Source organism: Microbispora bryophytorum (assembly GCF_006874465.1).
Lineage (GTDB): Bacteria > Actinomycetota > Actinomycetes > Streptosporangiales > Streptosporangiaceae > Microbispora > Microbispora bryophytorum.
Genome location: NZ_VIRL01000030.1, coordinates 20,755 through 47,079, shown reverse-complemented (window position 1 = coordinate 47,079; position 26,325 = coordinate 20,755). Strand labels below are relative to the sequence as shown.

The 26,325-nt window shown below is 69.6% G+C and carries 23 protein-coding genes and 1 pseudogene; 8 read left to right on the top strand and 16 right to left on the bottom strand.

Annotated features, from left to right (window positions below; genetic code table 11):
- Positions 1–598: 598 nt before the first annotated feature.
- A complete protein-coding gene (gene pepN / locus FLX07_RS33745) occupies positions 599–3,040 on the bottom strand; it encodes an aminopeptidase N (RefSeq protein WP_229689900.1) in 2,442 nt (813 codons plus the stop codon).
- Between the two features lie 152 nt (positions 3,041–3,192).
- Here pepN and FLX07_RS33740 point away from each other — a divergent pair, with 152 nt between their 5' ends.
- From FLX07_RS33740 to FLX07_RS37270, 3 genes are all read left to right on the top strand, one after another.
- Positions 3,193–3,582, top strand: a complete 390-nt coding sequence (locus FLX07_RS33740; RefSeq protein ID WP_142575745.1) for an ArsR/SmtB family transcription factor — start codon at positions 3,193–3,195, stop codon at positions 3,580–3,582.
- Positions 3,583–3,904: 322 nt separating this feature from the next.
- A complete protein-coding gene (locus tag FLX07_RS33735; RefSeq protein ID WP_263407716.1) occupies positions 3,905–5,005 on the top strand; it encodes a GTP-binding protein in 1,101 nt (366 codons plus the stop codon).
- A 60-nt stretch (positions 5,006–5,065) separates the two neighbouring features.
- Entirely contained in the window at positions 5,066–6,328 is a 1,263-nt protein-coding gene (locus FLX07_RS37270) for a GNAT family N-acetyltransferase (protein ID WP_208762531.1), read from the top strand.
- Positions 6,329–6,439: 111 nt separating this feature from the next.
- Here the strand turns inward: FLX07_RS37270 and FLX07_RS33720 are convergent, their stop codons facing one another.
- Positions 6,440–7,795 (bottom strand): NAD(P)-binding domain-containing protein, encoded by a 1,356-nt coding sequence (locus FLX07_RS33720; RefSeq protein WP_142575743.1) that lies wholly within the window; start codon positions 7,793–7,795, stop codon positions 6,440–6,442.
- 208 nt (positions 7,796–8,003) lie between these two features.
- Here FLX07_RS33720 and FLX07_RS33715 point away from each other — a divergent pair, with 208 nt between their 5' ends.
- Positions 8,004–8,369 (top strand): ArsR/SmtB family transcription factor, encoded by a 366-nt coding sequence (locus FLX07_RS33715; RefSeq protein WP_142575742.1) that lies wholly within the window; start codon positions 8,004–8,006, stop codon positions 8,367–8,369.
- A gap of 71 nt (positions 8,370–8,440) precedes the next feature.
- Here FLX07_RS33715 and FLX07_RS33710 read toward each other — a convergent pair.
- The 3 genes and pseudogenes from FLX07_RS33710 to FLX07_RS33695 all read right to left on the bottom strand — a co-directional run.
- Positions 8,441–8,653: pseudogene (locus FLX07_RS33710) on the bottom strand (arsenic resistance protein); the annotation flags it as partial.
- Positions 8,654–8,968: 315 nt separating this feature from the next.
- Positions 8,969–9,550 (bottom strand): hypothetical protein, encoded by a 582-nt coding sequence (locus tag FLX07_RS33700; protein ID WP_142575741.1) that lies wholly within the window; start codon positions 9,548–9,550, stop codon positions 8,969–8,971.
- Positions 9,532–9,870, bottom strand: coding sequence for a PadR family transcriptional regulator (locus FLX07_RS33695; RefSeq protein WP_142575740.1), 339 nt, complete (start codon positions 9,868–9,870; stop codon positions 9,532–9,534). The genes FLX07_RS33700 and FLX07_RS33695 overlap by 19 nt, the downstream gene beginning before the upstream one ends.
- 87 nt (positions 9,871–9,957) lie before the next feature.
- Here FLX07_RS33695 and FLX07_RS33690 point away from each other — a divergent pair, with 87 nt between their 5' ends.
- A complete protein-coding gene (locus FLX07_RS33690) occupies positions 9,958–10,464 on the top strand; it encodes a DUF2306 domain-containing protein (RefSeq protein WP_142575739.1) in 507 nt (168 codons plus the stop codon).
- Positions 10,465–10,992: 528 nt separating this feature from the next.
- On the opposite strand, the gene FLX07_RS33685 is transcribed toward FLX07_RS33690, so the two are convergent.
- From FLX07_RS33685 to FLX07_RS33675, 3 genes are all read right to left on the bottom strand, one after another.
- On the bottom strand, positions 10,993–11,598 hold the full coding sequence (locus tag FLX07_RS33685) for a class I SAM-dependent methyltransferase (RefSeq protein ID WP_142575738.1): 606 nt from the start codon (positions 11,596–11,598) through the stop codon (positions 10,993–10,995).
- Positions 11,599–11,695: 97 nt separating this feature from the next.
- Positions 11,696–11,923, bottom strand: coding sequence for a hypothetical protein (locus tag FLX07_RS33680; protein WP_142575737.1), 228 nt, complete (start codon positions 11,921–11,923; stop codon positions 11,696–11,698).
- Between the two features lie 79 nt (positions 11,924–12,002).
- Entirely contained in the window at positions 12,003–12,512 is a 510-nt protein-coding gene (locus tag FLX07_RS33675) for a hypothetical protein (RefSeq protein ID WP_142575736.1), read from the bottom strand.
- Between the two features lie 894 nt (positions 12,513–13,406).
- On the opposite strand from FLX07_RS33675, the gene FLX07_RS33670 reads away from it, so the two are divergent.
- On the top strand, positions 13,407–14,513 hold the full coding sequence (locus FLX07_RS33670) for a glycoside hydrolase family 11 protein (protein ID WP_142575735.1): 1,107 nt from the start codon (positions 13,407–13,409) through the stop codon (positions 14,511–14,513).
- Between the two features lie 214 nt (positions 14,514–14,727).
- Here FLX07_RS33670 and FLX07_RS33665 read toward each other — a convergent pair whose 3' ends face one another.
- From FLX07_RS33665 to FLX07_RS33640, 6 genes are read right to left on the bottom strand one after another with little or no spacing between them, the layout of a single operon-like run.
- Positions 14,728–15,540 (bottom strand): sugar phosphate isomerase/epimerase family protein, encoded by an 813-nt coding sequence (locus FLX07_RS33665; protein ID WP_208762530.1) that lies wholly within the window; start codon positions 15,538–15,540, stop codon positions 14,728–14,730.
- Complete coding sequence (locus tag FLX07_RS33660; RefSeq protein WP_142575734.1) at positions 15,541–16,251, bottom strand: YesL family protein; 711 nt, start codon at positions 16,249–16,251, stop codon at positions 15,541–15,543.
- Positions 16,248–17,147, bottom strand: a complete 900-nt coding sequence (locus tag FLX07_RS33655; protein ID WP_142575733.1) for a carbohydrate ABC transporter permease — start codon at positions 17,145–17,147, stop codon at positions 16,248–16,250. Before FLX07_RS33655 ends, FLX07_RS33660 begins: the two co-directional genes overlap by 4 nt.
- A complete protein-coding gene (locus FLX07_RS33650; protein ID WP_142575732.1) occupies positions 17,144–18,064 on the bottom strand; it encodes a carbohydrate ABC transporter permease in 921 nt (306 codons plus the stop codon). Before FLX07_RS33650 ends, FLX07_RS33655 begins: the two co-directional genes overlap by 4 nt.
- A gap of 53 nt (positions 18,065–18,117) precedes the next feature.
- Positions 18,118–19,410 (bottom strand): ABC transporter substrate-binding protein, encoded by a 1,293-nt coding sequence (locus FLX07_RS33645; RefSeq protein WP_142575731.1) that lies wholly within the window; start codon positions 19,408–19,410, stop codon positions 18,118–18,120.
- 27 nt (positions 19,411–19,437) lie between these two features.
- Positions 19,438–20,454, bottom strand: a complete 1,017-nt coding sequence (locus tag FLX07_RS33640) for a hydroxyacid dehydrogenase (protein ID WP_229689899.1) — start codon at positions 20,452–20,454, stop codon at positions 19,438–19,440.
- 249 nt (positions 20,455–20,703) lie between these two features.
- On the opposite strand from FLX07_RS33640, the gene FLX07_RS33635 reads away from it, so the two are divergent.
- Entirely contained in the window at positions 20,704–22,671 is a 1,968-nt protein-coding gene (locus tag FLX07_RS33635) for a DUF2264 domain-containing protein (protein ID WP_142575730.1), read from the top strand.
- Here the strand turns inward: FLX07_RS33635 and FLX07_RS33630 are convergent.
- Both FLX07_RS33630 and FLX07_RS33625 read right to left on the bottom strand, forming a co-directional pair.
- Positions 22,631–23,773, bottom strand: a complete 1,143-nt coding sequence (locus FLX07_RS33630) for a substrate-binding domain-containing protein (RefSeq protein ID WP_142575729.1) — start codon at positions 23,771–23,773, stop codon at positions 22,631–22,633. The two genes, FLX07_RS33635 and FLX07_RS33630, sit on opposite strands and share 41 nt — an antisense overlap.
- Positions 23,770–24,186, bottom strand: a complete 417-nt coding sequence (locus FLX07_RS33625; protein ID WP_142575728.1) for a hypothetical protein — start codon at positions 24,184–24,186, stop codon at positions 23,770–23,772. Before FLX07_RS33625 ends, FLX07_RS33630 begins: the two co-directional genes overlap by 4 nt.
- Before the next feature lie 749 nt (positions 24,187–24,935).
- Between FLX07_RS33625 and FLX07_RS33620 the strand changes: the two genes are divergently transcribed.
- Positions 24,936–26,312, top strand: coding sequence for an RICIN domain-containing protein (locus tag FLX07_RS33620; RefSeq protein ID WP_208762529.1), 1,377 nt, complete (start codon positions 24,936–24,938; stop codon positions 26,310–26,312).
- Positions 26,313–26,325: the final 13 nt, after the last annotated feature.

Below are 26,325 nucleotides of genomic sequence, written 5' to 3'. Positions count from 1 at the left end.
CGCGCCGCCGGCCGACGTACGGGTGTCCATCACGCCGGGCACGACGCTGGGGCACTACGCGACGCTTCTGCACGAGTTCGGGCACGCCCTGCACTTCACCGCGGGCACCCGGCACTGCGCCGACCTGTGGCGCACGCATCCGGCGCTGACCGAGGCGTTCGGCTTCACCCTGGAACAGGTCGTCCGGCGGCCGGACTGGCAGCGGCGCCACCTCGGTGTCACGGTGGACGCCGAGGCCGTGGAGCGCCTGGCCCTCGCGCGTGAGCACGTCCGGCGCCTGGTGGCGACCGGCCTCTGCTTCGAGATGGCCGTGCACGACGGACACCCGGACCCGGCCGGCGAGTACGTGCGCTCGCATGAGCGGGAGTTCGGCGTCGCGGTGGACCGAGGGGCCGCGTGGGATCGGATGCAGACCTACCTGGAGGGCAAGCCCTGCTACCCGCTGGTGTATCACCAGGCGTTCGCACTGCGCGAGACGCTGTGGGACCACCTGGCGGGCCGGGCGGGGGAGCGGTGGTACGCGGGCCCGGACGCCGGACCGGCCGTGCGGGAGCTGTTCGAGTCGTTCGCCGCCGGTGACGGCGCCGAGGAGTGGTTGTCACCCGGCGGCGTCCCGCTCCGACAGGTCCACGGCGAGGGCGAGCTCGGCCCTGGCCGCGCCGGTCAGTCTGACGAACCGGTCGTCGGCGGGCAGGCGGTCGATCACGCCGAGCGTGCGTCGTGAGACCGACCAGGAGGGGAACATCCGGACGGCGACCGTACGCGCCGGCTCCCGGTCTCCCATGGCGGCCAGCAGCGGGGGGACGTCCTGCGCGTAGCGCCGCGCGAACGGCGTGAGCAGGTGATGGTGCGCGGGGTGGGCGAAGCCGTCGGCCAGCGCGCGGACCTGTGTGACGCTCTCGCTGCGCAGGGCGGTCGTCCACGTCCACTCCTTGGCCTCCGCGGTGGGCACCGACGCCCTGAGCCGCTCGGCGAGCCGTTCCTCCACGGCGGTGAAGGCGCCGGTGACGTCCTCCAGGGGCTCACCGTGCGCGACCAGGGACCGGGCGAGCCTGCGGCGCAACGCGTCGTCCACGTCGAACGGGGCCGCTCCGTGGAACCATGCGCGCACGGTGTCGACGTGGCCGGCCGTCAGCGCCGCATCCGCGGCGGCCCGCGCCGCCGCCAGCCTCTGGTCCGTGTCGCCGTCCGTGTCGCCGTCCGTGTCGCGATCGTGGGCGCTGCTGACGACGTTCAGCAGGCGGTCCACGTACGAGGGCCAGCCGTGGGCGCGAGCCCAGCCCTGCTCGGTGTAGGCCGTCAGCACGGTGGCGGCCCGGACGAGGAGCCGCTGGAACACGCCGATCTGCGTCTCCGCCGTGAGCCCGCCGAGGACCATCGTCAGGAACCGCCGCGGCGGCAGCTCCCCGTGCCGGACCATGTCCCACGCCGCCGTCCAGCACAGCGAGCGGGCCATGGGATCGGCCAGCCGGCCGATGCGGTGGACGACCTCCTCCGTCGAGCGGGCGTCCAGCACGATCCTGCAGTACGTCAGGTCGCCGTCGTTGGGCAGCACCAGCGAGCCGGACCGGCTGCCGACGAGCGCGTCCACGCTCGTCCGGGGGCCGTCGGCGTCGAGTTCGTGCCTGCGCACGCGCACCAGGTCGCCGTGGCGGTCCTCCGCGTAGACGCCCACCGCGAGACGGTGCGGCCGGGGCGACCCTTCCTGGAGCAGGTCGAAACGCGTGAAGCACCCGGTCTCGTCGACGTCGAAGTCGGCCCGCACCTCGGTGAGCCCGGCCGTCAGCAGCCAGGCGTCCGTCCAGGTGGTCAGGTCCCGGCCGCCCGCCGCCGCCAGGGCGTCCAGCATCTCGGCCCGGCCGGCGGTGCCGTAGGAGTGGTCCGCGAAGTAGCGCCGCATGCCCTCCAGGAACCCGTCGAGCCCCAGGCGGGCCACGAGCTGGCGCAGCACGCTCGCGCCCTTGTGGTACGTCAGCGCGTCGAAGGCCGACCCGGCGGCGTCCACGTCGGGGACGCCGGTCACGACTGGGTGGGTGGAGACCGACTGGTCCAGGAGGTAGGCATGCGCCTTCTTGCCCGCGGCGAAGTCGGCCCAGGCGTCGGCGTCCCCCGTGAGCCGGGTCAGCGCGTGGACGCCCGCCCAGGTGGCGAACGCCTCACTCAGCCACAGGTCGTCCCACCAGCGCAGCGTGACGAGGTCGCTGAACCACTGGTGGGAGATCTCGTGGAAGATCATCTCGTCCCGGCGGCGGTGCGCGTACCGGGTCACCGCGCGGTCGAACACGAACGTCTCCGCGGCGAACACGCAGGCGGCGTTCTCCATGGCCCCGAAGTTGAACTCGGGGACGAAGCACAGGTCGAGCTTCAGGAAGGGATAGGGCGTCGCGAACGCCTCGGCGAAGAACGTCACCCCCGCCCCGAGCCGCTCCAGCAGTACGGCCGGGTCGAGGTGCGTCGCCAGGGAACGCCGGGAGTGCACGCCCAGGGGCACGGCGCCTGCCCGGTCCGCCGTCCACGACACCCACGGGCCGGCTGCCACGGCCACCACGTACGTGCTGATCGGCGGGGTGGGTGCGAACCTGTGGACGCCTGTCCGGGGCCGGTCATCTAGCGGGGCGTTGGACAACACGGTCCATCCGTCCGGTGCGGTCACGCTGATCTCGAAGGGCGCCTTGAGGTCGGGCTGGTCGAAGCAGGCGAACACCCGGGGAGCGTGGCCGGGCTGCAGGTGGCTGTACACGTACACCTGCTGATCGGCCGGATCCGTGAACCGGTGGAGGCCCTCGCCGCCGGTGGAGAAGCCGTAGTCCGCCTCCACGGTCAGTTCGTTGACGGCGGCCAGATCGGGCAGCGGGATCCGTCCCGCGCCGTCGTACTCGACCGGCCGCCCGTTGAGCACGGCGGAACGCATCCGCCGGGGCAGCGCGTCCGCCCAGCTGGAGGCACCCGGCCGGGCGCAGGTGAAGCGGATGGTGCTCCTGGATCGGAACACCGGCTCCCCGGTCCGGCTCAGATCGACGTGCAGATCGTAGGACCGCACGCGCAGCAGGGCGCCACGCTCCGTCGCCTCGGCGTGGGTCAGCGGGGGATGCGGTATGACGAGACCTCCTGGGCGGAAAGGTTGTCTAGACTCGTGGGGGATGCGGCCGGGTGACCCACGCCCGGGGCGCCTAGGGAGAGGACCCGATCGTCATGGCCGAGCACGACGAGCCCGTGCTGCTGCCGCATGAGGATCTTCCCGTGGTCGAACCCGGGGTCCCGCGCCCGGCGCGGGTGACGGAGCCGCTGACCCTGGAGCAGAGCGTCACGCTCGCCGCGGGCTTCAAGGCGCTCGGCGACCCCGTACGGCTGAGGCTGCTCTCCCTCGTCGCCTCTCATCTCGACGGCGAGGCGTGCGTGTGCGATCTCGTCGGGGCGTTCGACCTCACCCAGCCGACCATCAGCCATCACCTCAGGGTCCTCCGGGACGCCGGGCTCGTCACGTCGACTCGTCGGGGCACCTGGGTCTACTACCGGGTCGTGCCCGAGGCGCTCACCGCGCTGACGGGCATCATCGCCCTGCCTTCCGCCATCGCGAGATAGGCGATTCGACGAACGGTCGGGTGCCGATGCCGTCATTGCGGAAATGATGCGCGATTAATTTCCCACACAAATAGCTTCGTAATGATTGTAGCATCTGTATTGACTGTCATCAATACCTCTTTTCGGCACGGTCCCGCGGCATTGTTAATCATTCGTTTCCTGGCGTCAAGGATCTTGACCTGGGGGAACGGAGGCTGTTAGCTGACTGCGGATGGCGGATCACTGACACCACCTCGACACCCTGTGACGCGAATACTCACTCGTGCCGTGCCATGCGGCGATATCTGTAGAGCACCGTTACCAGAAGTGAGGCGAACGCCGGTTGATCACCTTTATGACCTTGAGCGGTTTTCTCGGGGCGGGCAAGACCACCACTCTCGTCGCGGTCGCGAAACATCTCCAGTCGCAGGGCCGCAGGGTCGCGGTCATCACCAACGACCAGGGCACCGAGCTGGTGGACACCCAGCTCGCCAAGTCCGCGATCGCCGAGGCCGGCGAGGTCACGGGCGGATGCTTCTGCTGCCGGTTCGAAGACCTGCTGACCGTCGCGCAGCGCCTGGTCGAAGGCCACCAGGTGGACACACTGCTCGCCGAGGCGGTGGGCAGCTGCACCGATCTGCAGGCCACCGTCATCCGGCCGCTCAGCGCTCACTACGGTGAACGGTTCACACCCGCACCCCTCCTGGTCGTCGTTGAGCCGGAAAGGCTCGACGCGCTCCGTACGTCGCTCCCGCTGGACGACACGGAGTCGGACATGTCCTACCTGTTCGGCAAGCAGTTGCAGGAAGCCGACGTGATCGCGCTCAACAAGATCGACCTGCTCGACGCGGCGGAGGCCGCCGCGATCACCGCGGATCTACGCGAGCGATACCCCACGGCCACCGTGCTCGGCTACTCCGCCAGAACCGGCGAGGGGCTGGAACAACTGGTGTCCCTCTGGCTCGGCTCGGAGCCCGCCGGGCGCGGCCTCGACATCGACTACGACCGCTACGCCAACGCCGAGGCCGCGCTGGCGTGGCTGAACCTCAGCCTGGACGTGACGGCGGCGGAGGGCTTCGACCCGGACACCTGGGCCCGTGGGCTGCTGGAGCACCTGTCCGCGACCGCCGCCCGCAACGGCTGGATGATCGGCCACGTGAAGGTCAGTCTGGAGTCCGCCGGTGACCTGAGCAAGGTGAGCGTGACCGCCGGCGGCGCCGAGCCGACCGTGGACGCCGTCGCGGGCAGGAGGTTCACCGGGGCGGAGGCACGGCTCAACGCCCGCGTCGCGTGCGAGCCCGCCGAGCTCGACGCCGCGGTGGCCGAGGCGGTGGAGGCGGTGTCCGCCGCCACCGGCACATCAGCCGTACAGAGCGCCGGCGTCCCGTCGTTCAAGCCCGGCTACCCACGTCCCACCTACCGGATCCCCGCCGCGGCGGGCTGAGCGGAATCGGGGGGCGGCCGGAGTGCCCGCCGCCCCCACCTGCACGTGAAGGAGGCCGCCGTGGCCCGCGAGGAGATCGTCGACCGTTACTCCCGGCTCGCCAGGGCCGCGATGACCGGTCAGTCCGTCACTGGCCGCGACTCGGCCTCCTTCGATGCGTCCGACGGCTCCTCCGACGCCGGCTCCATGGATGACGGCTGCTTCGGAGCCGCCGGCTACGAGGACACCGCCGCCCTGCCCGACGGAGCCCTGCGCGCCAGTCTCGGCTGCGGCAACCCGGTCGCCGTCGCCGACCTTCACGAGGGCGACGTCGTGCTCGACCTCGGCTCGGGCGGCGGAATCGACGTCCTGCTGTCCGCCCGCCGCGTCGGCCCCACCGGCAAGGTCTACGGCCTGGACGCCAGCCCCGACATGCTGAGCCTCGCCCGCGACAACGCCGCACAGGCCGGCGTGACCAACACCGAGTTCCTGCACGGCACCATCGAGCACGTCCCCCTGCCCGGCCGCACGGTCGACGTGGTCATCTCCAACTGCGTCATCAACCTGTCCGACGACAAGGCCGCCACCCTGGCCGAGGCGTTCCGCGTCCTGCGCCCCGGTGGCCGGTTCGGCGTCAGCGACGTCGTCAGCGACGACTCCGTCCCCGACCAGGACCTACGCTGCCGCACGGAGGCCCGCATCGGCTGCACGGCCGGTTCCCTGACCGTCACCGAGTACCGCACCCTGCTCCTGAACGCCGGCTTCACCGGCATCGCCATCACCCCGACCGCCGACCACGGCGACGGCGTCCACTCGGCCATCGTCAAGGCCACCAAGCCCCCCGTCACCCCCGGCTTCGAGATCCGTCCCATGCGGGACGCGGACGCCGACCAGGTCCTGAACGTCTACCAACTCGGCCTCGACACCGGCCACGCCAGCTTCGAGACCACCGCTCCGGCCTGGGAGACGTTCAGCTCCGCCCGCCTCCGCCATTTGCGGTACGTCGTCGCCGACACCCGTACCAGCCGGGTGGTCGCCTGGGTGGCCGCCTCCCGCGTCTCCGCCCGTCCCGTCTACGCGGGCGTCGTCGAACACAGCATCTACGTCCACCCCGATTACGGTTCCCGGGGCCTGGGCCGTGCCCTTCTGGACGCCTTCGTCGCCGCCAGCGAGGACGCCGGCGTCTGGACCATCCAATCGGGTGTGTTCCCGGAGAACGCAGCCAGCCTGGCCCTGCACCGGGCGGCCGGCTTCCGCGTCCTCGGCACCCGTGAACGCGTCGGCCGCCATCACGGCGTCTGGCGCGACGTCCTCATGATCGAGCGTCGCAGCCCCGCCGTCTGACGTCACCGTGGCGCGGTTCGGCCGCCCGCACCTCCGTACCTCCGCACTGGCGCACTGCCGCGCGGACGTGGAGGTTGGCCACCGTGGGCAGCAGTCCGGTCGGCAGTCCGGTCAGCAGCCGCCGGAGGAGGTGGGAGCGCCGATGCCGATCTGCAGGGTGGCCGGGGCGGCGCAGCAGCCGCCGGACGCCTGTGCGGCGTCGGGCTCGTCGAACAGGCCGGATCCGCCGCACACCCCGGTCTCGGGCAGGACCAGCTCGACGCGTTCGGCGGCCTCGCGGTCGCCGGCCAGGGCGGCGGCGATGGAGCGGGTCTGTTCGTAGCCGGTCATGGCCAGGAACGTCGGGGCGCGACCGTAGGACTTCATGCCGACCAGGTAGACGCCCTGCTCGGGGTGGGACAGTTCGCCCTCGCCGTGCGGGTAGACGGTGCCGCAGGAGTGCACGTTGGGGTCGATCAGCGGCGCCAGCGCGAGCGGGGCCTGCAGGCGCTCGTCCAGGCCGAGGCGCACCTCGGACAGGAACGACAGATCGGGGCGGAAGCCGGTCAGCACGATGACCTCGTCGACCGGTTCGGTGGTCCGGCCGTCGTCGGCGACGAGGACCAGGCGCTCACCGTCCCGCTGCACGGCGGCGGTGCGGAAACCGGTGACCGCGCCGGCGAGTCCCGCCTCGACCGCGGCCTTGGCCGCCAGGCCGAGGGCGCCGCGTGCCGGAAGCTGGTCCGCCTCGCCACCACCGAAGGTGCCCGCGCCGATGCCCCGCCGAAGGACCCAGAGCGCATGCGTGCCCGGCTCCTGGGTGGCCAGGTCGGCAAGGGCGGCCAGCGCGGTGAATGCCGAGGCGCCGGAGCCGACCACCGCGGTACGCCGACCGGCGTACCGGGCGCGTACGGCGGAGTCGCGCAGGTCGGGGACGCGGTAGGAGACGCGGTCGGCCGCGCCCTTCTCGCCGAGCGCGGGCAGCCCGTCGCCGCCGAGCGGGTTCGGGGTCGTCCAGGTGCCGGAGGCGTCGATGACCGCGCGGGCGGTGATGCGCTCTTCGCCGCCGTCGGCGGTCCGTACGTGCACGGTGAAGGGCTGCTCGTCGCGGCCGGAGTCGACGACGCGGTCTCGGCCGGCCTTGGCCACGCCGGTGACGGTCGTGGTGTAGCGGACCTTGTCGCCGAGGGCGTCGGCGAGCGGCTGCAGGTACAGCTCGGCCCAGTCTCCACCGGTCGGGTACGTCGCCGCGTCCGGGCGGACCCAGCCGGTCGGGGCGAGCAGCTTTTCGGCGGCGGGGTCGACGACCTCGCCCCAGGTGGAGAACAGCCGAACGTGTGACCACTCCCGGACGGCGGATCCGGCCGCGGGGCCGGCCTCCAGCACCAGCGGGTCGAGTCCGCGGTCGATCAGGTGGGCGGCGGCGGCAAGGCCGACGGGACCGGCTCCGATCACGACAACGGGCAGTTCGGCGGCGGGCGTGGTCACGACGACTCTCCTCTACTTCGACATCCGTCTATGAGTTGCGCGGCCAGCGTGACACCTGATTCGATAAACGTCAACATAGACATTTATCGAATCAGGGAGAGGGTTCGTCATGGGCCGACCACGGCGCCGCCGACCGGAATGCGACCTCCGTCCGACGAGCCGATCGCTGGTCCTCACGATTTAGTTCGATGTATGTCAACATAGATGGATGTCGAATAGGCGGACGCTGCCGGAGCTGGAGCCCGATGTGGTGGTGCCGTGCTGTCCGCCGCTGACCGAACGCACGCTCACGGCCGCTGAAGCCGAGCGGACGGCGGCGATGTTCAAGGCGCTCAGCGACCCGGTGCGGCTGCGCCTGTTCTCCGCGGTGGCCTCCGCTCCCAGCGGCGAGGCGTGTGTGTGCGACATCTCCGATGTCGGGGTGTCCGGGCCGACCGTCTCCCACCATCTGAAGAAGCTGAAGGAGGCCGGTCTGCTGGCCTCCGAGCGGCGGGGCACGTGGGTGTACTACCGGGTCGAGCCGAGCGTGCTGGCCGGAATGGGCCGGCTGCTGACCGGCGCCGGCCCGGCCTGAGAGCCCTGGACCAGTAACGCGCCGGGCCTCCTGGTGATCGGACGCCCATTGTCATCGCATACTCGTGTCCTTCACTGTGCGGCGGGGGCGAATCTACGGCGCCAGGCGAGGGAGACGTAGACCAGGGCCACCAGCACGGGGACCTCGATCAGCGGCCCGACGACCCCGGACAGGGCCTGGCCGGAGGTGACGCCGAAGGTGGCGATGGCCACGGCGATCGCGAGTTCGAAGTTGTTGCCGGCCGCGGTGAAGGCCAGCGTGGCCGTGCGGTCGTAGGGCAAACCCTCGCGGCCGAGCGGCTTGACGCCCTCGCCCACACCCGAGACCCGGCAAGCAGTGCCGTACCGAGGGTGCTTTTCGTGTGCAGCCGGAACGCGGGACGCTCCCAGATGGCCGCGGCTCTGCTGAACTCCGCGCCGGCGGGCGCGTCATCGTCTCCTCCGCGGGCACCGACTGGCCCATCCGCGACCCCGACGGCGCCCCCTGGAGGTGGTCCGCGCGATCCGCGACGAGATCAAAACGCGCATCCAGGCCCTGATCACCGAGATCGACGCTCAGCAAGAAAGCTGATCCCGCCGCGAGACGATGCCGCACCATGGTCACTGGCGTGCGATCACTGCGGGAATGGCTCGTACCGCCAGCATGATCCTCGCGACGCTGCCGGTCAGCGCTACGAGCAGCAGCAAGGACGGCGGCGGCACAAGCGTGACGACCGTGCCCAGCATGACCGTGTCCAAGACAGCGACGGTTCCCGCGCCACCCAGGGCGGCCAGTCGTACGGTGCGGTAATGCCGCTGGTCTCGGATGGCGGTCACGAGCAGGAGCACGGCCGAGCCGAGCAGGACGCCGACGGCCAGGCGTGATGACAGCGGGATCGCCGAGGTCCAGCCGTTGGCGGTGACGATAGTGGCTCCCCAGCTCAGCCCGACGATCGGCCCGGCCACGAGCAGCGTGAATGCGGCTTGCCTGGCCGATGAGGCACGAATGAAGGCGGCGGTGACGCTGTCGGCGTCACCGAAGTCCGCCAGGGCGGCCTGGGCTGCCGCGTCCGGGTCGCCGAGCCGCTCCATCTGGTCGTCGTAGGACGCCAAGAGGCCGTCGGTGAGTTCGTCGACCACGGGGTCGGGCAGCCGTTCGGCGAGCGTCCGCAGGTGGCGTTCGATCAGTTCGTGGCCGGCCACGGTCCACCACCCAGCGCTGCGGACATGACCGCGGCGAACTCCTGCCAATGGTCGCGTGCCCCCGCCAAAGAGCGTCGCCCCTGCTCGGTCAGCTCATAAGTGCGCCGTCTGCGACCGCCCACCACCGACCAGCTTCCCTTGATCAGTCCCGCGCGCTCCAGCCGGTGCAGCGCCGGATAGACGGTGCCGGTGGGCAGATCGAGCCTGCCGCCCGTGGCGTCACACAGCGCTTCCTTCACCGCATAGCCGTGCTGCGGTCCATGCTCCAGCGTGGCGAGCAGGAGACCGTCCAGGTGTCCTTTCAGTGCTTCCGCCCTCATAGGTAGTAACGCTACATCTGCTCTTCTCCGGGGCCAAGACCCGGAGTAGCGTTGCTACATGTAGCGTTCCTACGTATTGGAGATGCGATGGACCACATTGACTTCCTGGGCACTCCGATCCCCAACGCGGGACCGGTCTTCTTCGTCGCACTCGCCATCCACATCACTGCCGGGATCACCTGCGTGAGCTGCGGCGCGATCGCCGCACTGACGGGCAAGGCAAGCCCACGGCACCGGCGGTTCGGCCGCGTCTACCTGTGGGCGTGGGCCGTCGTCTACCTCACCCTGACGGTCATGTCGGCGATCCGCTGGCGGGAGAACGTCCACCTGTTCGTCATCGGCAGCCTTGGCTTCACCGCCGCGCTGACGGGCTACGCCAACCGGCGGCACCGGCCCGACATCCACATCCTCGCAATGGGCGCGTCCTACGTGCTGCTGTTGACCGGCTTCTACGTCGACAACGGCCCCCACCTGCCGCTGTGGGACAGGCTCCCGACCGTTGCCTACTGGCTGCTCCCGGCCCTGATCGGCTCCCCCTTGATCGCGCGCGCGATCGCCCGCAGGCGCCACCGGCGCGAGCCGGCACAAGCATGATCCTCGGCGAGCCCTGGCGACGATGGCGGCTCACCGCAAGGCCGAGGCGGACGAGTCGTTCGTGACGAGCTTTGCTCTCGTCGGGTGCTCGTATCGGTGTGGCTCGCATCGGTAACCATCGGGTGTGGAGAGGCGGACTCCGAAGCGGTGAACGTCGCTGTAGGGGTTGTCTATGACCCCGTTGAATGTGGTGTTCGTTCGGACGTTCGCGGAGCCATCCGGGGCACGGCTCTACGTCGGCCTCGGCGACGTACGGCTCGGGCGCAGAAGTCGGACGGTGAGCGGAGAGCGCATCGGTGAACGAACTCGCCGCTGCCGGCGAACGGGCTCTCGCCCTCGTCGATCAGGCGCTCAGCTGCCGGTGTTGCTGATCATGCTGGGTGACGATCTCGGGGTTGCTCACGGTCCTCTTCCCTCACCTGGCCTGCCTAGCACGCCAGGCTGGTGGTCGACCACTTCCCATCGTGCGGCCTGCCAACGCCGCCGTCAGGATCTATGGCTGGGGTGCGCCCATGCTCAGCGGCCGTGTCAGGCAGGGCGGAGGAGGGCGACCAGGAAGTTCGAGTCGTCCCTGAACGGACGCAGGTCCCAGGTGGACAGCAGCAGGTCGGGTTCGAGCGCGGCCGCGGCCGCGTCGGAGAGGAACTCGCTGAAATCGTAGCCGCGGTCGGCGCCGAAGCCGATCGCGGCCCGGCCTTCCGGCGCGAGGTGCGCACGGAACCGCCTCAGCACCTCACGACGGGTGCTCGGCGCGAGGAACGTCATCACGTTCCCGGCGCAGACGATGGCGTCGAACGGCGTGGAGACGCCCTGCGCGGGAAGATCGAGTTCGGCCAGGTCGCCGACCATCCATCGCGGCCCGGGGTGGTCCTGCTCGGCGGCGTCGATCAGTGCCGGGTCGACATCGACGCCGACGACGTCGTGGCCGGCCTCGGCCAACGCGCCACCGATCCGTCCGGATCCGCAGCCGGCGTCAAGGATCCGGGCGTGGCGCGGCATCATGGCATCCACGAGGCGGGCCTCCCCGGCGAGGTCGTCACCGGCGCGAGCCATGGAACGGAAGCGCTCGATGAACCAGGTGGAGTGATCGGGGTCGGCGGCGACCTTCTGCATCCAGATGCTCTGTTCAGCCATACCCGCATTCTTCCGTAGCGGAAGAGGCGACCGGCCTCGGGCTTCGAGTGCCGCCACCCTCTCTGAACATCACGAGCAGGCAGGGTGAAGAGCAGGCTCAGAGTTTGTGCAGCTTCTTGAACGGGGCAGTGATGCGTTCCTGCTGTGATCGGAAATCGACGAGCACCGCCACCCCGTCCTCTACTTCCAGGACCACACCGAGACCGTATCGGTCGTGGGTGACCTGGTCGTTCACACTGAACTGCTCAAGAGGCGGAGCGGGAGGCGGGGGCTTGAAGGGACTGGTGGGCAGGTGACGGCGGGACGCGCCGCTGGCTGGCTTCATTCCAACCAGTATGGGCTGCTCGCCGCGCCGCTCACAACCAACCCACGGCCTTGACGCACTGTCTTCGTCCTGGCAGTCGTCACTCAGGCTGCCAGGCGTCCTGGTAGTCGGTATGCCAGTTGTACGCCGATGCTTCCAGTTTCAGCAGATGCTCTGCCTGGGCATGTTCTTCCAGCGCCAGGTAGAGCCCGTTGACGAGCACGGACTCCAGGAAATTCACGCGGTCCCGTTTCGCCGCCAGGTCCCGCTCCGCTTTGCGCGAGTCGGGCTTCCCGGCGTCCGCGGCCCCGTACGTCTGGTCCGGACCCTCGCCGATACGGGCACGCAGGAACGCGATCAACCCCTCGAACACGGTCTCCGCCTGGTGCGCACGGGCCCGGCGCGCGTTGGCCACGATCTCGCGGTAGCGAGCGGCCATGGCCGGCTCGTCCGTGCTCGTGAGCTCCAGCCGCGGCAATCGCCGCAGGAGTGTTTCCCTGTCGATCGGTTCTTCGCCGCCGGAGGCCAGAGCGTCCCCAAGGAGCTCCGCGGCAAGCAGAGGGCGGTTTCGGATCAGCTCCAGGAGCGTCCCCCGATTGATCATTGTCATGGCCAGGAGATTACAGTGAGTAGTTACATGTACGCCAAGGGTGGCCGGCGTGGGCTGAGGTGGTTTCCTTCCCTCCGGTGGAAGGTCTCTGCAACCGGGTGGGTCTCGACCACCTCGAAAGCGTCGATCTTGCGCGCCTCGCCCGTGCGGTCCAGAACGTCGTGGGTAACGCCTGACGCGGTGGGCGGCAGCCGAGCCCGGCGCCGCCGCGCATGCTCTGCCAACAGGAGCGCGGCTGGTGTGAAAGTTATCGGCACGTCGGCGAAAGTATCGACCATTTTTCGCCCGAAGTGACAACGGTCCGCCCGAAAACAGCGAGGGAGCCTTACGAGAGGCAAGATTCACATCAGGGCATGTCAGTCCGCCCGCAACGGGAGAGGCGGAATCGGCCTCGGGCGATGGACGGCCGAGGAAAACCCCTGCTCACGCCGGTGAAATTGCCAAGACGCGGCCCGTGGCGCCGTGGAACCCGGGGAGCGCACCGATCGCGGCCCGGTTCGCGCGGGCCGTTCCCGGCGGATTTCAGGTAACTTTCACGCCTCCGCCTGGCCCCGCCCACTTGCTGATCGCCGCTGAGCAGGACCGATACGTCGAGACGGCCCTCGGGGCGGAAGTGACCTTACCCGAGTCGTTGACAGCTCTGCGGGCCCGGCCTGACACTTTCGCCGTCTATCCGATAATTTCGCCCGCGCGGAAGGCCGCCACTGTCGATCCGGGCCACGAACCGCGACACGGTCCTCAGGGCGGCGACCGCGTGATGACCGGCCAACCTCCGCCGCGGTGTGCGACGCCGTCGCGCGGTGGTCAGCATCCCGGCCGTCACCCCGGCCGTCACCCCGGCCGCCGGCGTCACGTAGCCGGCCGCGGTCGGCCCGTTGAGGAGGAAGCACGTACATGAATCAGATTCCCGTCCGGATGAGAAGCCGCGGGCGCGGCGGTGTGCGGCTGTTCGTCGCCCGCGTCTGCGCCGTGGCGCTGGCCGCGGCTGTGGCGATGCTGCCCGGCGTCGCCGACGCGGCGGTCACCACGAACCAGACCGGCACCAACAACGGCTACTTCTTCTCGTTCTGGACCGACAGCCAGGGCACGGTGTCCATGGAGTTGGGCTCGGGCGGAAACTACAGCACCTCCTGGCGCAACACCGGCAACTTCGTCGCCGGTAAGGGCTGGAAGCCCGGCGGCCGCAGGACGGTGAACTACTCGGGCAGCTTCAACCCCTCGGGCAACGCCTACCTGGCGTTGTACGGGTGGACGCGGAGCCCGCTGGTGGAGTACTACATCGTCGACAACTGGGGGACCTACCGGCCCACGGGCACCTTCAAGGGCACCGTGACCTCCGACGGCGGCACCTACGACATCTACCAGACCACCCGCTACAACGCGCCGTCCATCGACGGCAACCAGACCTTCAACCAGTACTGGAGCGTCCGCCAGCAGAAGAGGACCGGCGGAAGCATCACCGTCGGCAACCACTTCGACGCCTGGGCCCGCGCCGGCATGTCGCTGGGCAACCACGACTACCAGATCCTCGCCACCGAGGGCTACCAGAGCAGCGGCAACTCCAACATCACCATCGCCGGCACGAGCGATCCCTCGCCGTCGCCCTCGCCCTCGCGCTCGCCCTCGGCCTCGCCTTCCCCCCGCCCCTCGCCCTCGGTCTCGCCCTCCTCTCCGGGAGGCACCGGCGCGTGCCGCGTGTCCTACGTGAAGAACGAGTGGAACAACGGCTTCACCGCCGAGGTGGCCGTCACCAACACCGGCGGCAGCGCGATCAACGGCTGGACGCTGGCCTGGTCCTTCTCCGGCAGCCAGCAGATCACCAACTCCTGGAACGCCACGGTGAGCCAGAGCGGCTCGTCGGTGACCGCGCGCAACGTGTCCTACAACGGCTCGCTGGCCCCCGGCGCCACCACCTCGTTCGGTTTCCAGGGCACCTACTCCGGCAGCAACCCCAACCCCTCGGCCTTCAGCCTCAACGGCTCGGCCTGCACCGCCGGCTGACCGGCACGACCGTGTGTGCACAGCGCGGCGACGCGTGAGCGGGGAGCGGGCGCCCTCGGGCCCGCTCCCTCGCCGCACCGGCCCGCGTCCGCTCCCGTCTGCCGGGCGCATTCAGCCTGGTAGCGGGCCGCGGTGTACTCCTGGGGAGCAGGTGATCGCTGAAGGCTTCGGCGGGGGTTTTACAGCCGATATGCACGCCGGGCGTCCGGCGTGGTCATCCGGCCCCCTCGGGGGCCGGGTCTCCCGAGAACTCGGTCACGTAGCGGCGCAGGGTGGCGGCCTCACCGGTCAGCATGCCGGGGTCGTCGCCGGGGACGAACTCGAGGGCGGCGTCGATCCTCCTGCCGGTCGAGGCCAGCATGCTCATGGCCGCCCGCCACAGTGCCGCGCGGTGATGGAGCGGACGGCGATCCTCCGACGTGGGCCACCAGCTGAAGACATGCACCGCGTCCACGCGGTCCAGCACGGCCCCCAGTCCCGCCACAGCCTCGTCGTCCGGCATGCCGTTCGGCGGCTGCCAGTAGGTCCGCAACCCGGGAACCTCGTCCAGCATCGACAGCGCGGATCCGATCTCGTCGGTGAGCGTGTCGGCGTGGAACTCGGTGGCGACCACGATGTCCCCTGCGCTGTCCACGCACCGCTTCAGGCGGTCGAGCGTTCTGCGGCGATCGGCAGGACCGGTGTACGCGGAGGCCAGGTTTCCCGCCCAGACCCGGACCCGGGGTGCGCCCAGAGCGCGGGCGGCGACCAGCACCCGCCGCCACAGGCGATCGGCCTCGTCCGGGTCGGAGGGGACGCCCGCCCGGTAATACGATCCCAGGGCCGAGACGGAAAGCCCCGCCGCTCTCGTCGCTTCGCCCAGGCGGCGGGCCTGCGCCTCGTCACCGAGCCGCACGTGGGCGTCCTGACCCCACTCGATGTGCTGGAGCCCGGCCTGCCGGGCCATCGTGATGATCCGCTCCGGGTGAAGCGGCCGATAGGTGACACTGCACATCCCCGCCGTCAGTAGCCGCGTGTTCGTGCCCAATCACGTCTCCTGCCGGTGCCGGGAAAGGACCGGGGCGACGGCGAACCGCGTGGTGGCCCAGACGACGTACAGCAGGGGAGAGCACGCGAGGAAGATACCTGCCACCGGCTTCAACAGGACGACGGACACGGCCAGGCCGAGCACGGCGATGTCGAGGACGGACAGGTACCAGCGCCGGACCACGAGGTAGAGGCAGGGCAGCATGAGAGGGCGCAGCCGCACCGGCCCCGATGCTTCGGCCAGCAGCACCAGGAACGCGAGCACCACCGTCACCACCAGCGCCGACACCGTGAGGAAAAACGGGACCAGAGCCGGTCCCCACCCTGTGGGCGTGACGGCGGCCATGTCCACGACCAGCACGCTCACGGCCGCCGTACCACCCGCCCAGAGAAGGAACGCCTGCCGCGCCGCCCGCCGGTACGAGCACCAGAACGCGCGCAGCACGTCCGTCGATCCCTCAACGAGCCCGGCGAAGCATCCGAAGGCCCCGGCCAGCGCCGGCCCGCACGGCAACGACAGCACGGCGAAGAAGGGCCACGACGCGAGCGGGTCCTTCACGATCGCGAGCGCGGCGAGGAGTGGTGCGCACGTCACGGCGAGCAGGACGTTGATCATGAGCCCGACGTAGACGGTGGAGAACAGCTTCTCGTACGTCTCCTGCCGGGCCGGCCTGAGCAGGCGCGGCGCCCGCCCGCCGCCGTAGGCGCTCATCCCTTGAGTCCGCTCGTCGCGATACCGCGGATGAAATACCGCTGCCCGAACAGGAAGACGACCAGGATCGGCAGCACCGACAGCACCGCGCCCGTCATGATCATCGCGTACTCGGCGTCGTACTGACCGACGAACGAGCGCAAGCCGAGCTGGACGGTCCACAGGTCGTTGCTCGTCAGATAGATGAACGGCCCCATGTAGTCGTTCCACGTGTTCACGAACGTGAGCAGGGCGAGGCTCGCGAGCGCCGGTTTCGACAGCGGCAGCATGATGCGCACGTAGATGCCGTACTCGCTCAGGCCGTCGATCCGTGCGGCCTCGCACAGGTCGTCCGGGATCGACATGTAGTACTGCCGCATGAGAAAGACGCCGAACGCGCCGAACGCCTGCAGCAGGATGATCGACCAGTAGGTGTCGGTGAGCTCCGCGCGCTGCATCATGATGTACTGCGGCACCATGTACGCCTGCCAGGGCACCGCGATGGTGGCGATGTAGGCCAGGAACAACGCGTCTCTACCGGGAAAGCGCACCTTGGAGAACCCGTAGGCGGCGAAGCTGCCGGTCAGCACCTGCAGGACGGTGATGGCGACCGACAGGAAGGCCGAGTTGCCCAGGTAGGTCAGCATCGGGATCCGGTCCCAGATCTCGGCGAAGTTCGACCAGCGGAACTCCCGTGGGATCCACTCGATGGGAACGGTGAGGACCTCGTTGTCCCGTTTCAGCGAGGACGACACCATCCACGCGAACGGCACCAGCACGAGCAGGGCCACAGCGAGGAGGCACACGTACGCCAGCGCCGTCCTGACCAGGCGTGGTCCCCGGGAACGGGTGCCCGGGGATCGGCCGGGTGACCGGGGCGGGGCGACGGCCGGGGGAGCGTCGGGCAGTGCGGTCATCGGTCGCTCCTCCGTTCGTTGAGGCGGAACTGGACGACGGTCACGGTGAGCACGATGACGAAGAGCACCAGCGCGATGGCCGAGGAGTAGCCGAACCGTCCCTTGGTGATGCCCTCACGGTAGACGAGCTGGGCCAGGACCAGCGTGCTGCGGCCGGGCCCGCCGTCGGTCATGACCACGATGAGGTCGAGCACCTTGAAACTCTGGATCGTCAGCATGACGACGACGAAGAACGTCGTGGGACGCAGGCACGGCAGGGTGATCCGCCAGAAGCGCTGCCAGGAGTTCGCGCCGTCCACCCGGGCGGCCTCGTGGTACTCCTTGGGAATCGTCTGCAGACCGGCGAGGAAGAGCACCATGTAGTAGCCCATGTCCCGCCACACGCTCGTGACGATCACCGCGGGCATCGCCCAGTCCGTGCTGGCCACCCACCGGGGCGGGTCGTCGACGCCGAACGCGTGGAGGACCTGGTTGACCGGTCCGGCCGTCGGGTTGAACAACATGTTCCACACGACGGCCACCGCGACCAGAGAGGTGATGTAGGGGAAGAACGCCGCGGTGCGGAAGAACTGCACCCCGCGGAGCTTGCGGTCGAGCGCGATCGCCAGGCCGAGCGCCGCCGCCAGCGTGAGCGGGATGTGGCCGGCCGCGTAGTAAAGGGTGTTGCGGAGGGCGACGAAGAAGTTCTCGTCACGCAGGAGCCGCCGGAAGTTCTCCAGGCCCACCCACTCCGGCGTGTTGTAGGAGTCCCATTTCAGGAACGCCAGCGCGAACGCCGCGAGCATCGGAACCAGGGTGAACAGGGCGAAGCCGAGGAAGTTCGGGAGGATGAAGCTCCATCCGATGAGGATGCCGCGCCAGGCACGTCGTCTTCGTCGCGAGTCCTCGGGCGCTGGTTGCGTTATCACATGAGCCATGGCCGTCCTTCGAGTCCTCCTGCTCCTTCACCGAGATGCGCGCGGCGCCTCCGCTAGTTGAGCACTTCGCTCTTGACGCGGTCGCCCATCGAGCGGATGCCCTCGTCGATCGACTTGTCGCCGACCATGATGAGCTCGTGCTCCTCGTTGAGAATCGTGTCGACGTCGGAGGTGTGCTCACTGACCGGCATCTCCAGCACGACCTTGTCGGGCTGGAACGCCTTCTGCGACAACTCGTCGGCGGGCATCCCCTTGAGCGAGAAGTACGCCTTGGTGATCTCGGGGCTCTGCAGGGCCGGGACCACGCCCACCTTGCTGATCGCCTCGGCGCCGCCCTGGCCCGCGGCGAACCGCACGAACTTCTTGGCCGCGTCCGCGTGCACGGCCCGCTTGTTCACCGCGAAGGCGGTCGGCGAGCCGAACGTGGTCACGCCGGTGGCTCCCGGCCGCTGCGGCATCGGCGCCAGGGCCCAGTCGACGTCCGTGGCACCCTTCTGCTTCTGCTCAAGGATGCCGGAGATGTACCAGGTGCCCATCGGCAGCATCGCCGTGGCGCCGCTCTCGAACATGGTCCTGTAGTCCGACTTCTGTGACGTCGCGGTGCCGAAGTCGAGGGTCGCGCCGTCCTTCTGCAGCCCGAGCGCCATCTCGTACTGGTCCTTGAAGAAGGAGTAGTCGCCGCCGAGCTGGTCGCCGCCTGTCTGCGCGGCGGCGATGGCCTGCACCACCGACCGCCACGTGTGGTGGTAGGTGCCGTAGACCTTCTTGCCTCCCTCGTCGTGCACGAGGCTCCGGGCAAGCTTGGCGTACTCGTCCCAGGTCAGCTGCTCGGGCATCGCGACGCCCGCCTTCTCGAAGTACTTCTTGTTGTAGTACAGCAGCCAGAAGTCCTGTCGGTAGGGCAGCGCGTAGTACTTGTCGCTCACGTTGAACGCGGGAAGGCCGGCCAGCTTCGAGGTGTCGGTCGGCGTGACCAGATCGGTGATGTCCAGGAGCTGCCCGCGGTTGGAGTAGCGCGAGTAGTCCGTGACGTTCTTCATCGTGATGACGTCGGTCCGGTCCCCGCCCGCGAGCATGGTCGTGACCTTGTCGGGGTAATCGTCGGCGAGGATGTCCACCGGCTTGATCGTGATGCCGGGGTTCGCCCGCTGGAAGGCGTCGAACAGGGCGGTGAACTCGGGGGTCTTGGCGAGGTTCCACACGGCGACGGTCAGGGTGACAGCCCCGTCGCTCGCCGGCTCGTCGGAACCGCGGCCGCACGCGGTCAGAGCCAACGTGAGCGCGACCGCCGCTCCCGCGAACCTGGCGAAACGGCGGACTCTTCCTGCTCTGGTCGAAGCGATCATCGATCCGGTCTCCTTTCCTGCGCCGGGTCAGGCGCTGACCTTGAACTCGTCGGCGGTCACGATCGCGCGGGGCGGTTGACCGGACAGGTAGCGCTCGAGCTCATCGAGAGCGCTCTCGCTCATTCGCCGGGTCTCCGATCCGAGCGATCCGGCGATGTGGGGGGTGATCATGACATTGGGCAGGTCGTACAGCGGTGAGCCCGCCGGGAGCGGCTCCGGGTCGGTTACGTCGAGGATCGCGTCGAGGCGGCTCCGGGCGCACTCGCGCTCCAGGGCCGAGGTGTCCAGGACCGTGCCGCGCGCCGTGTTGATCACGGTCGCGCCGTCGGGCAGCAGGGCCAGCTCGGCCGCTCCGATGAGGTGGTGGGTGGACGGAAGCGCGGGCACGTGGAGCGTGAGCACGTCGGAGCGCGGCAGCAGTTCGGGCAGTCGCACCAGGCGGGCGCCCGCGGCGCTCACCTGGGCCGCGTCCGCGTAGGGGTCCGCGACGAGGACGTCGACCTCCAGGCTCCGGAGCCGTTCGACGACCCGGCGTCCCACCCGGGAGAAACCCACGACGCCGATCGTCCGTCCCCGGTTGGACAGCTCTCCGCGGCGCGCGGCGTACGACCAGTCCTGCCGGTGCCTGCGCGCGTCCTGCGCGAGGAACGGGGCCTTCTTGCCCGCGAAGATGATCGCGGCGAGGGTGAACTCGGCGACCGGGATGGCGTTCTCGTCGGCGGCGTTGGTGACCAGGATGCCCCGGCGCCAGACCTCGTCGGTGACGAAGTCGCGCACCGTGCCCGCGCAATGGAAGACCGCTCGCAGCCGCGGGGCGTCGGACAGCCGTTCGGCCGTCAACGGCGGGCAGCCCCACGAGGTCATCAGCACCTCGATCTCGCGCAGCCGGCGCCGTATGTGCGATGCGTCGAGATCGCCGGTCACGATCGGTTCGCCAAGCTCGACCAGACCGTGCAACCGGCGGAGCTGGGGCTCCTGGAACTGCACGGCGAACGTCGCGGGGTCCATGACCAGCAGGGCGTGAGGCCGTCGTCCGTTCGTCACTCACGATCCTTAGGGAAAGCGCTTACCAGTGCGCCGATCATGTCCGACCGTTTCAATCACGTCAATACCGTGTTGCTCATAATGATCAGGGTGAGTGATCGTTGTTGATCGAAGAGGCCTCATCGCTCACCCTCTCTTGACGGGGCCGAACGGTGCTGCCACGATCACGTCCACGCTGGTGGCTACGTAAACGTCCACTCGCATGGTGACGGCATCGCCTTCGACCGTCCATACGAAGGGACACGCGGGATGCTGGGCGAACTCGACGACCTGCGGCTCTCGCCGTTCACCGGGTGGACCAGAGCGCACTGGGCGGCACTCGCCGACCGCGTCCTGCTGGCGGCCCGCCGGTACGCCTCGGCGTCGCACGCGCGCGTCTCGTTCCCCGGCGCCCCCGGAGGCTACGGTCCGGACGTCGACGCGCTCGAGGGATTCGCGCGCACGTTTCTCGCCGCCGGGTTCCGGGTGGCCGGAGAGAACGGGCGCGACCCGCTGAACCTCATGGAGTGGTACGCCGAGGGCCTGGCCGCGGGCACCGACCCTGGTTCGCCCGAACGCTGGGTGCGGCTGGACGAACACGACCAGGCCAAGGTCGAGGCCGCGTCGATCGCCCTGGTCCTCCACCTCACCCGGCCGTGGTTGTGGGACCGCCTGACCCCGGGGGTTCAGGAGCGGGTGGTCGAGTACCTCGCGCCGGCGATCGGCGCGCACTATCCGCCGATCAACTGGATCTGGTTCCAGATCGTCGTCGAGCAGTTCCTCGCCTCCGTCGGCGGCCCGTTCGCGCGGGAGGACATCGAGGCGGGGCTCGCGCTGACGGACGGCTTCGTCAGGAAGAACGGCTGGTACGCCGACGGCGCGGAACGCGCCTACGACCACTACGTCGGATGGGCGTTGCACTTCTACCCGCTCATCTGGACCGAGATGGCCGCCGGAGACCCCGACGCGGACGCGCGACGGCCGGTCTACCTGCGCCGGCTTGAGCGATACCTGCACGACGCCGTCCACCTGGTCGGCGCCGACGGCTCGCCCCTCATCCAGGGACGCAGCCTGACCTACCGGTTCGCCGCGGCGGCCCAGTTCTGGCTGGGCGCGCGCTCGGAGGTCGCGACACCCGCTCCCGGTGTGCTGCGCCGCGCCGCTTCCGGGATCGCCCGGCATTTCGCCGGCCACGGGGCGCCCGACGAGGAGGGCCTGCTGACGCTGGGCTGGCACCGGCCGTGGCGGCCGATCGCCCAGTCCTACTCCGGGCCGGGGTCACCGTACTGGGCGGCCAAGGGCTTCCTGGGACTGTCCCTCCCCGCCGACCACCCGGTCTGGACGGCGGTCGAGGAGCCTCTGCCGGTCGAGTCCCACGACTACCACCTCGTCGTCTCCTCGCCCGGATGGCTCGTCAGCGGAACGCGGGCGGACGGCATCGTGCGGGTGACCAACCACGGCACGGACCACTCCCACCCCGGATCCACCCTGACCGACTCCCCGCTGTACGCGCGCCTCGGATATTCGACGGCCACCTCGCCGGTTCTCTCCGGCGAGCACGCCGAGCATCCGCTGGACCAGTCTGTCGTGATCCTCACAGGGAGCGGCGAGACAGGGAGCGGCGAACCCAGCCACCGCACCGGATTCGAGACCCTGGGCATCGATCGCCTGGCCACCGGGACGCTCGCCGGCGCATCCCGCTGGCAGGCGCACTGGGTCGACTCCGATCGCACGCGCCCCGACCACGGGTACGGGCGCGACGGCAGGGTGCGACGCGGTCCGTGGATCCACCTGATATCGGTCGTGCGCGGCCCCTGGGAGGTACGCCTCGTCCAGGTGCCGGAGGCGGGGGACGAGCAGGGCGCGCTCCGCGTCGGCGGATGGCCGCTGCCGGGGACGGGAAAGGCCCGGAAGGCCGCGGCCGCGGTGTCGAACGACACCGCGCACTCACTGGTGGTGGGCGGGGCGGGGCTGGACGTGTCCGGCCTGGTGCCCGCCGAGGACGCCTCGCCGCTCGCGGCCCGGATCCTCGTCCCGTGGTGCGCCACGAGCGGACCGGCTCGGCCTCGCACCTGGTACGACGCGGCCGTCTTCCTCGGCGGGCGGGAACCGGAGAAGCCGCCGATCGTGCGCTGGGCCGGCTCCGTGGCGGTCGTCGCCTGGCCGGACGGGACCACCGACAGGCTGGAAGCCGGGCTCATGACGAGGACGAGCGGACGATCAGGCGGGGTTCTATGACGACCCGATGCGCGGGACGGTACGCGTCCTGGTCGGCGATACGGTCCGCGAGGAGCGCGAAGGCGGCACGCCCGATGGCCGCCTTGGGAGGGCGGACCGCGGTCAGCGGAGGGTCGCAGAGTTCGGCCACCTCATCGTCGTACGCGACGACGGCGAGATCGTCAGGTATCCGGATGCCGCGTTCCTGACAGCGTTCCACCAGGGAGATGGCCTCCGGGTCGGAGTGGACGAGCAGCGCGGTCGTTCCGGAGGCGACGCACTCGTCGAGCAGGTCGTCCAGTTCATGAGGCCAGTCGGGATCTCTCCGGTCGACCGTGTCGGCATCGAGCGCGTCGTCCAGCCCGAGGCCGAGTTCCCCGCAGGCCTGCCGCCATCCACGCCGCACGTGCGGAGTCGTCGGGCTCTCCCTCGTCGTGATCACTCCGATCCGCCGGTGGCCCAGCGCCGCCAGATGCCGTACGGCCATGGCGGCCCCGAAAACGTGGTCGCTGACCACGGACTCCATCGCCTCCTGGTAGGGCCCGACGACGGCGGCACGCTCGACGAGGACCACGGGCACCTCGGCGGACTGGAGCCAGCGCACCAGCGCCTCCCCGTCCTCGCCGGTGGTGGTCGGCGCCACCAGGAGGCCGTCGACTCCCACGGAATCCACCAGCCAGGAGAGCTGGCGCCGCTCGTCGGCGGCCTGGTAGGTCGCGCCCCGCAGGACGACGCGCGTGTCGGAGGCGGCCGCGGCCTCACGCACCCCGCGGATGACATCGGGCCAGTAGTAGTCCAGCGACGGGACCACCATCCCGATCGTGACCTGAGCCTTCGCCTCCTCGGCCGAGTCCGGCGCCGGCTGCGGGGGCGGCCGGTCCCCGGGTGCCTGACTGATCGGCGCCTCGGCCACCGGCCGGCGCAGGAGGGCGGCTCCGCCGCGGACCCGGCGGATGAGCCCCTGTGAGGCGAGGAGGGCGATGTCGCGGCGGATGGTGATGGCCGACACGTCCAGCTCCGAGGCCAGCTCGTTGACGCGCAGGACACCGCGCCGCCGTAGCAGTTCGACGACCTGCGCCCGGCGCTCGTCCGGAAGCGGTGCGGCCGAGTCGGACACCGTCATTCGTCAACCTCCACCCGTATGTCGATGACTCCCTGCCGCGTGCTCGGCACGACCAGCGCCAGCCGGGTCGGATACTCGCCCCACACGGCCGAGAGCATCGGATCCTCCAGCGCACGAGGCGTCAGCACGGCGGTCAGCGCCTGAGGGCGCCAAGTGACGAGCACGGGGCGGCTCCCCGCCCGTGCCCGTACGGTCAGGCTCGCTGCCGCGTGCCGCTCGACGCGGCCGGCCAGCAGGAACTGCAGGGCGCTCGGGACGGACTCACCTTCGTCGGCGGCGAAGTGCCAGCAGTCCTCGATCGTCACGCGGGGTACGCCCCGGTCGAGCTCCACCGTCCGCCACCACCGCTCCAGCTCGTCGAGCGACGGACGGCGAGCATGGCGTCGCCGCCGTGACGCCTGATCCGCGCCCACAGTTCGATCTCGGCCGCGGGCGCCGGCAGTGCGGCGTCCGATGGCAGAAGGATGCGAGCCGGCCCCTCTGCCGAAGCCGCGGATCCCCAGAGCCCCAGGAGAGGACCACGAACGGAATCTGCCGCCCCGTCGTCGGCGCCGATTCTGGGTCCAGTCATCGTCCTCCTCGCCGGAACCAGTGTAGCGATCAAAGTTGATCGAAGATGATGTATATGAGTCCTTTCGTTCGCCTGATCGGCGTCGTCAGGATCGTGAAACTTTCACCCGACGCTGTCGGCGGACCACAGGGTCGTCCGGCATTCCTCGTCAGGGCGGTCATCGGCGCTCGTCATGTTCCTTCATGAACACAACGATCGAAATAGCTCGTACATGGTCTTGACATGATACGTACGGGTTTTCACACTGACTTTCGCGACCTCGCCTCAAGCAGCCGGTGAAGGACAGGGGTAGTCGTCTTCGCCGTTCAGTCACCCCGCCGACGGGCCCTCGTTTCCCCGTGAACCGACAGCGACTACGCCACCCCGCCGACCCGCGATGTAGCGCCAACAAGCCTTGCCGGTGTAGCGCTCCGGCTTCACGCACCGAGACCTGAGTCCCGGTGAGAGCCAAAGCGACCGTCCGCGCTCCAGGGCTGCAGGAGTGGTGGACGCAGAAGGGATGAGTCTATGAGATCTTCTCGTCATGCCGCGGGAGCATGGGGCGCGCTGATCGCGTTCCGGCTGTTGGCGGTGTTAGCGCTCGTCGGAAGCATGGTGACTGTCACCTCGCCCGCGGCCCACGCGTCCACCGGTCAGTTGAGAGGCGTCAACTGGGCGGACGCGAGGGACAACTTCGTCAACGGCGTGCTCTACGTGTCCGGGCTCGGTTCGTCCGACACCTACTCCTCGGCGGCCACGGTGGCGGACCGGGTGGTCGGCCAGCTGTATTCGATCACGGGGGCCAACACCGTTCGCCTGCCGATCAACGAGCCGACCGTGTCGAGTTACTGGGAAACGTACACCGGGGCGATCGACACTGCGCTCAGCAAGGGCAACGTGATCTTCGCGTACTGGGCCTCCAGCGGCGGCAAGCCGTCGAATATGACCGGGTTCTACCAGATGTGGGACAAGGTCGTCGCGAAGTACGGCGGCAACTCCAACGCCTACTTCGAGGTGATCAATGAGCCGTACGGCTACGGCGCGCCCGACCTGAACACCATGTACAACTCGTGGTTGACCAGGTACCCCGGCGTGCCCCGCGGCAAGGTGATCCTCGACGGTGCCGGCCTCGCCACCAATGTCGCCGCGGTCGGCGGCGACACCCGCCTCAACGGCACGCTGCTCGCGGTGCACGACTACACGATGTTCGTCGGCTCGCCCTACGACGACGAGACCACGTGGGCGAACCACATCGCCAGCTACATCGGTGGGTACGCCGACCGCACCATCGCCACCGAATGGGGTGGCCCGATGAGCCCCGGCAGCAAGTACGACATCCAGTGGAACACCATCGACTACAGCATCCCGAGCGGGTCGTACTTCGCCGACTACATCCGGGGGGTCAGCAGCAAGCTCCGCAGCCTCGGCATGGGGAGCGTGTACTGGCCCGGTCTCCGGGACGGCGACTGGTACAGCCTGACCAGCAGGAGCGGAAGCGGCGCGAGCATCAGGCTGTCGCTCGTGAACCCTTCGGGCCTGACCCGGCTGCAGTACGCCTGGGGGATCGGCAGCGGAGGCGGCACCTACGTGCAGATTCGCAATGCGAGCACCGGCCGTTACGTCGACGGCATGGGCAGCGGCGCCAATGGGTCCGATGCCGCCCAGCGAGGCGACACCGACAGCGCCAACCAGGAATGGAGCATCGAGAACGTCGGCACCTACGTGCGGATCAAGAACCGCGCGACCGGCCTCTACCTGGACGGCATGGGCCGCACGTCCAACGGCTCCGCGGCGGGTCAGTACGGGGACAGCAACAGCGCCAACCAGCAGTGGTCGGTCCTGACCGACGCCAACAACGTGCGGATCAAGAACCGGGCCACCGGCCTCTACCTGGACGGCATGGGCCGCACGACCGACGGCTCCGCGGTGGGTCAGTACGGGGACAGCAACAGCGCCAACCAGCAGTGGAAGATCGTGCCGACAGGTTGACGGTGCAGTACAG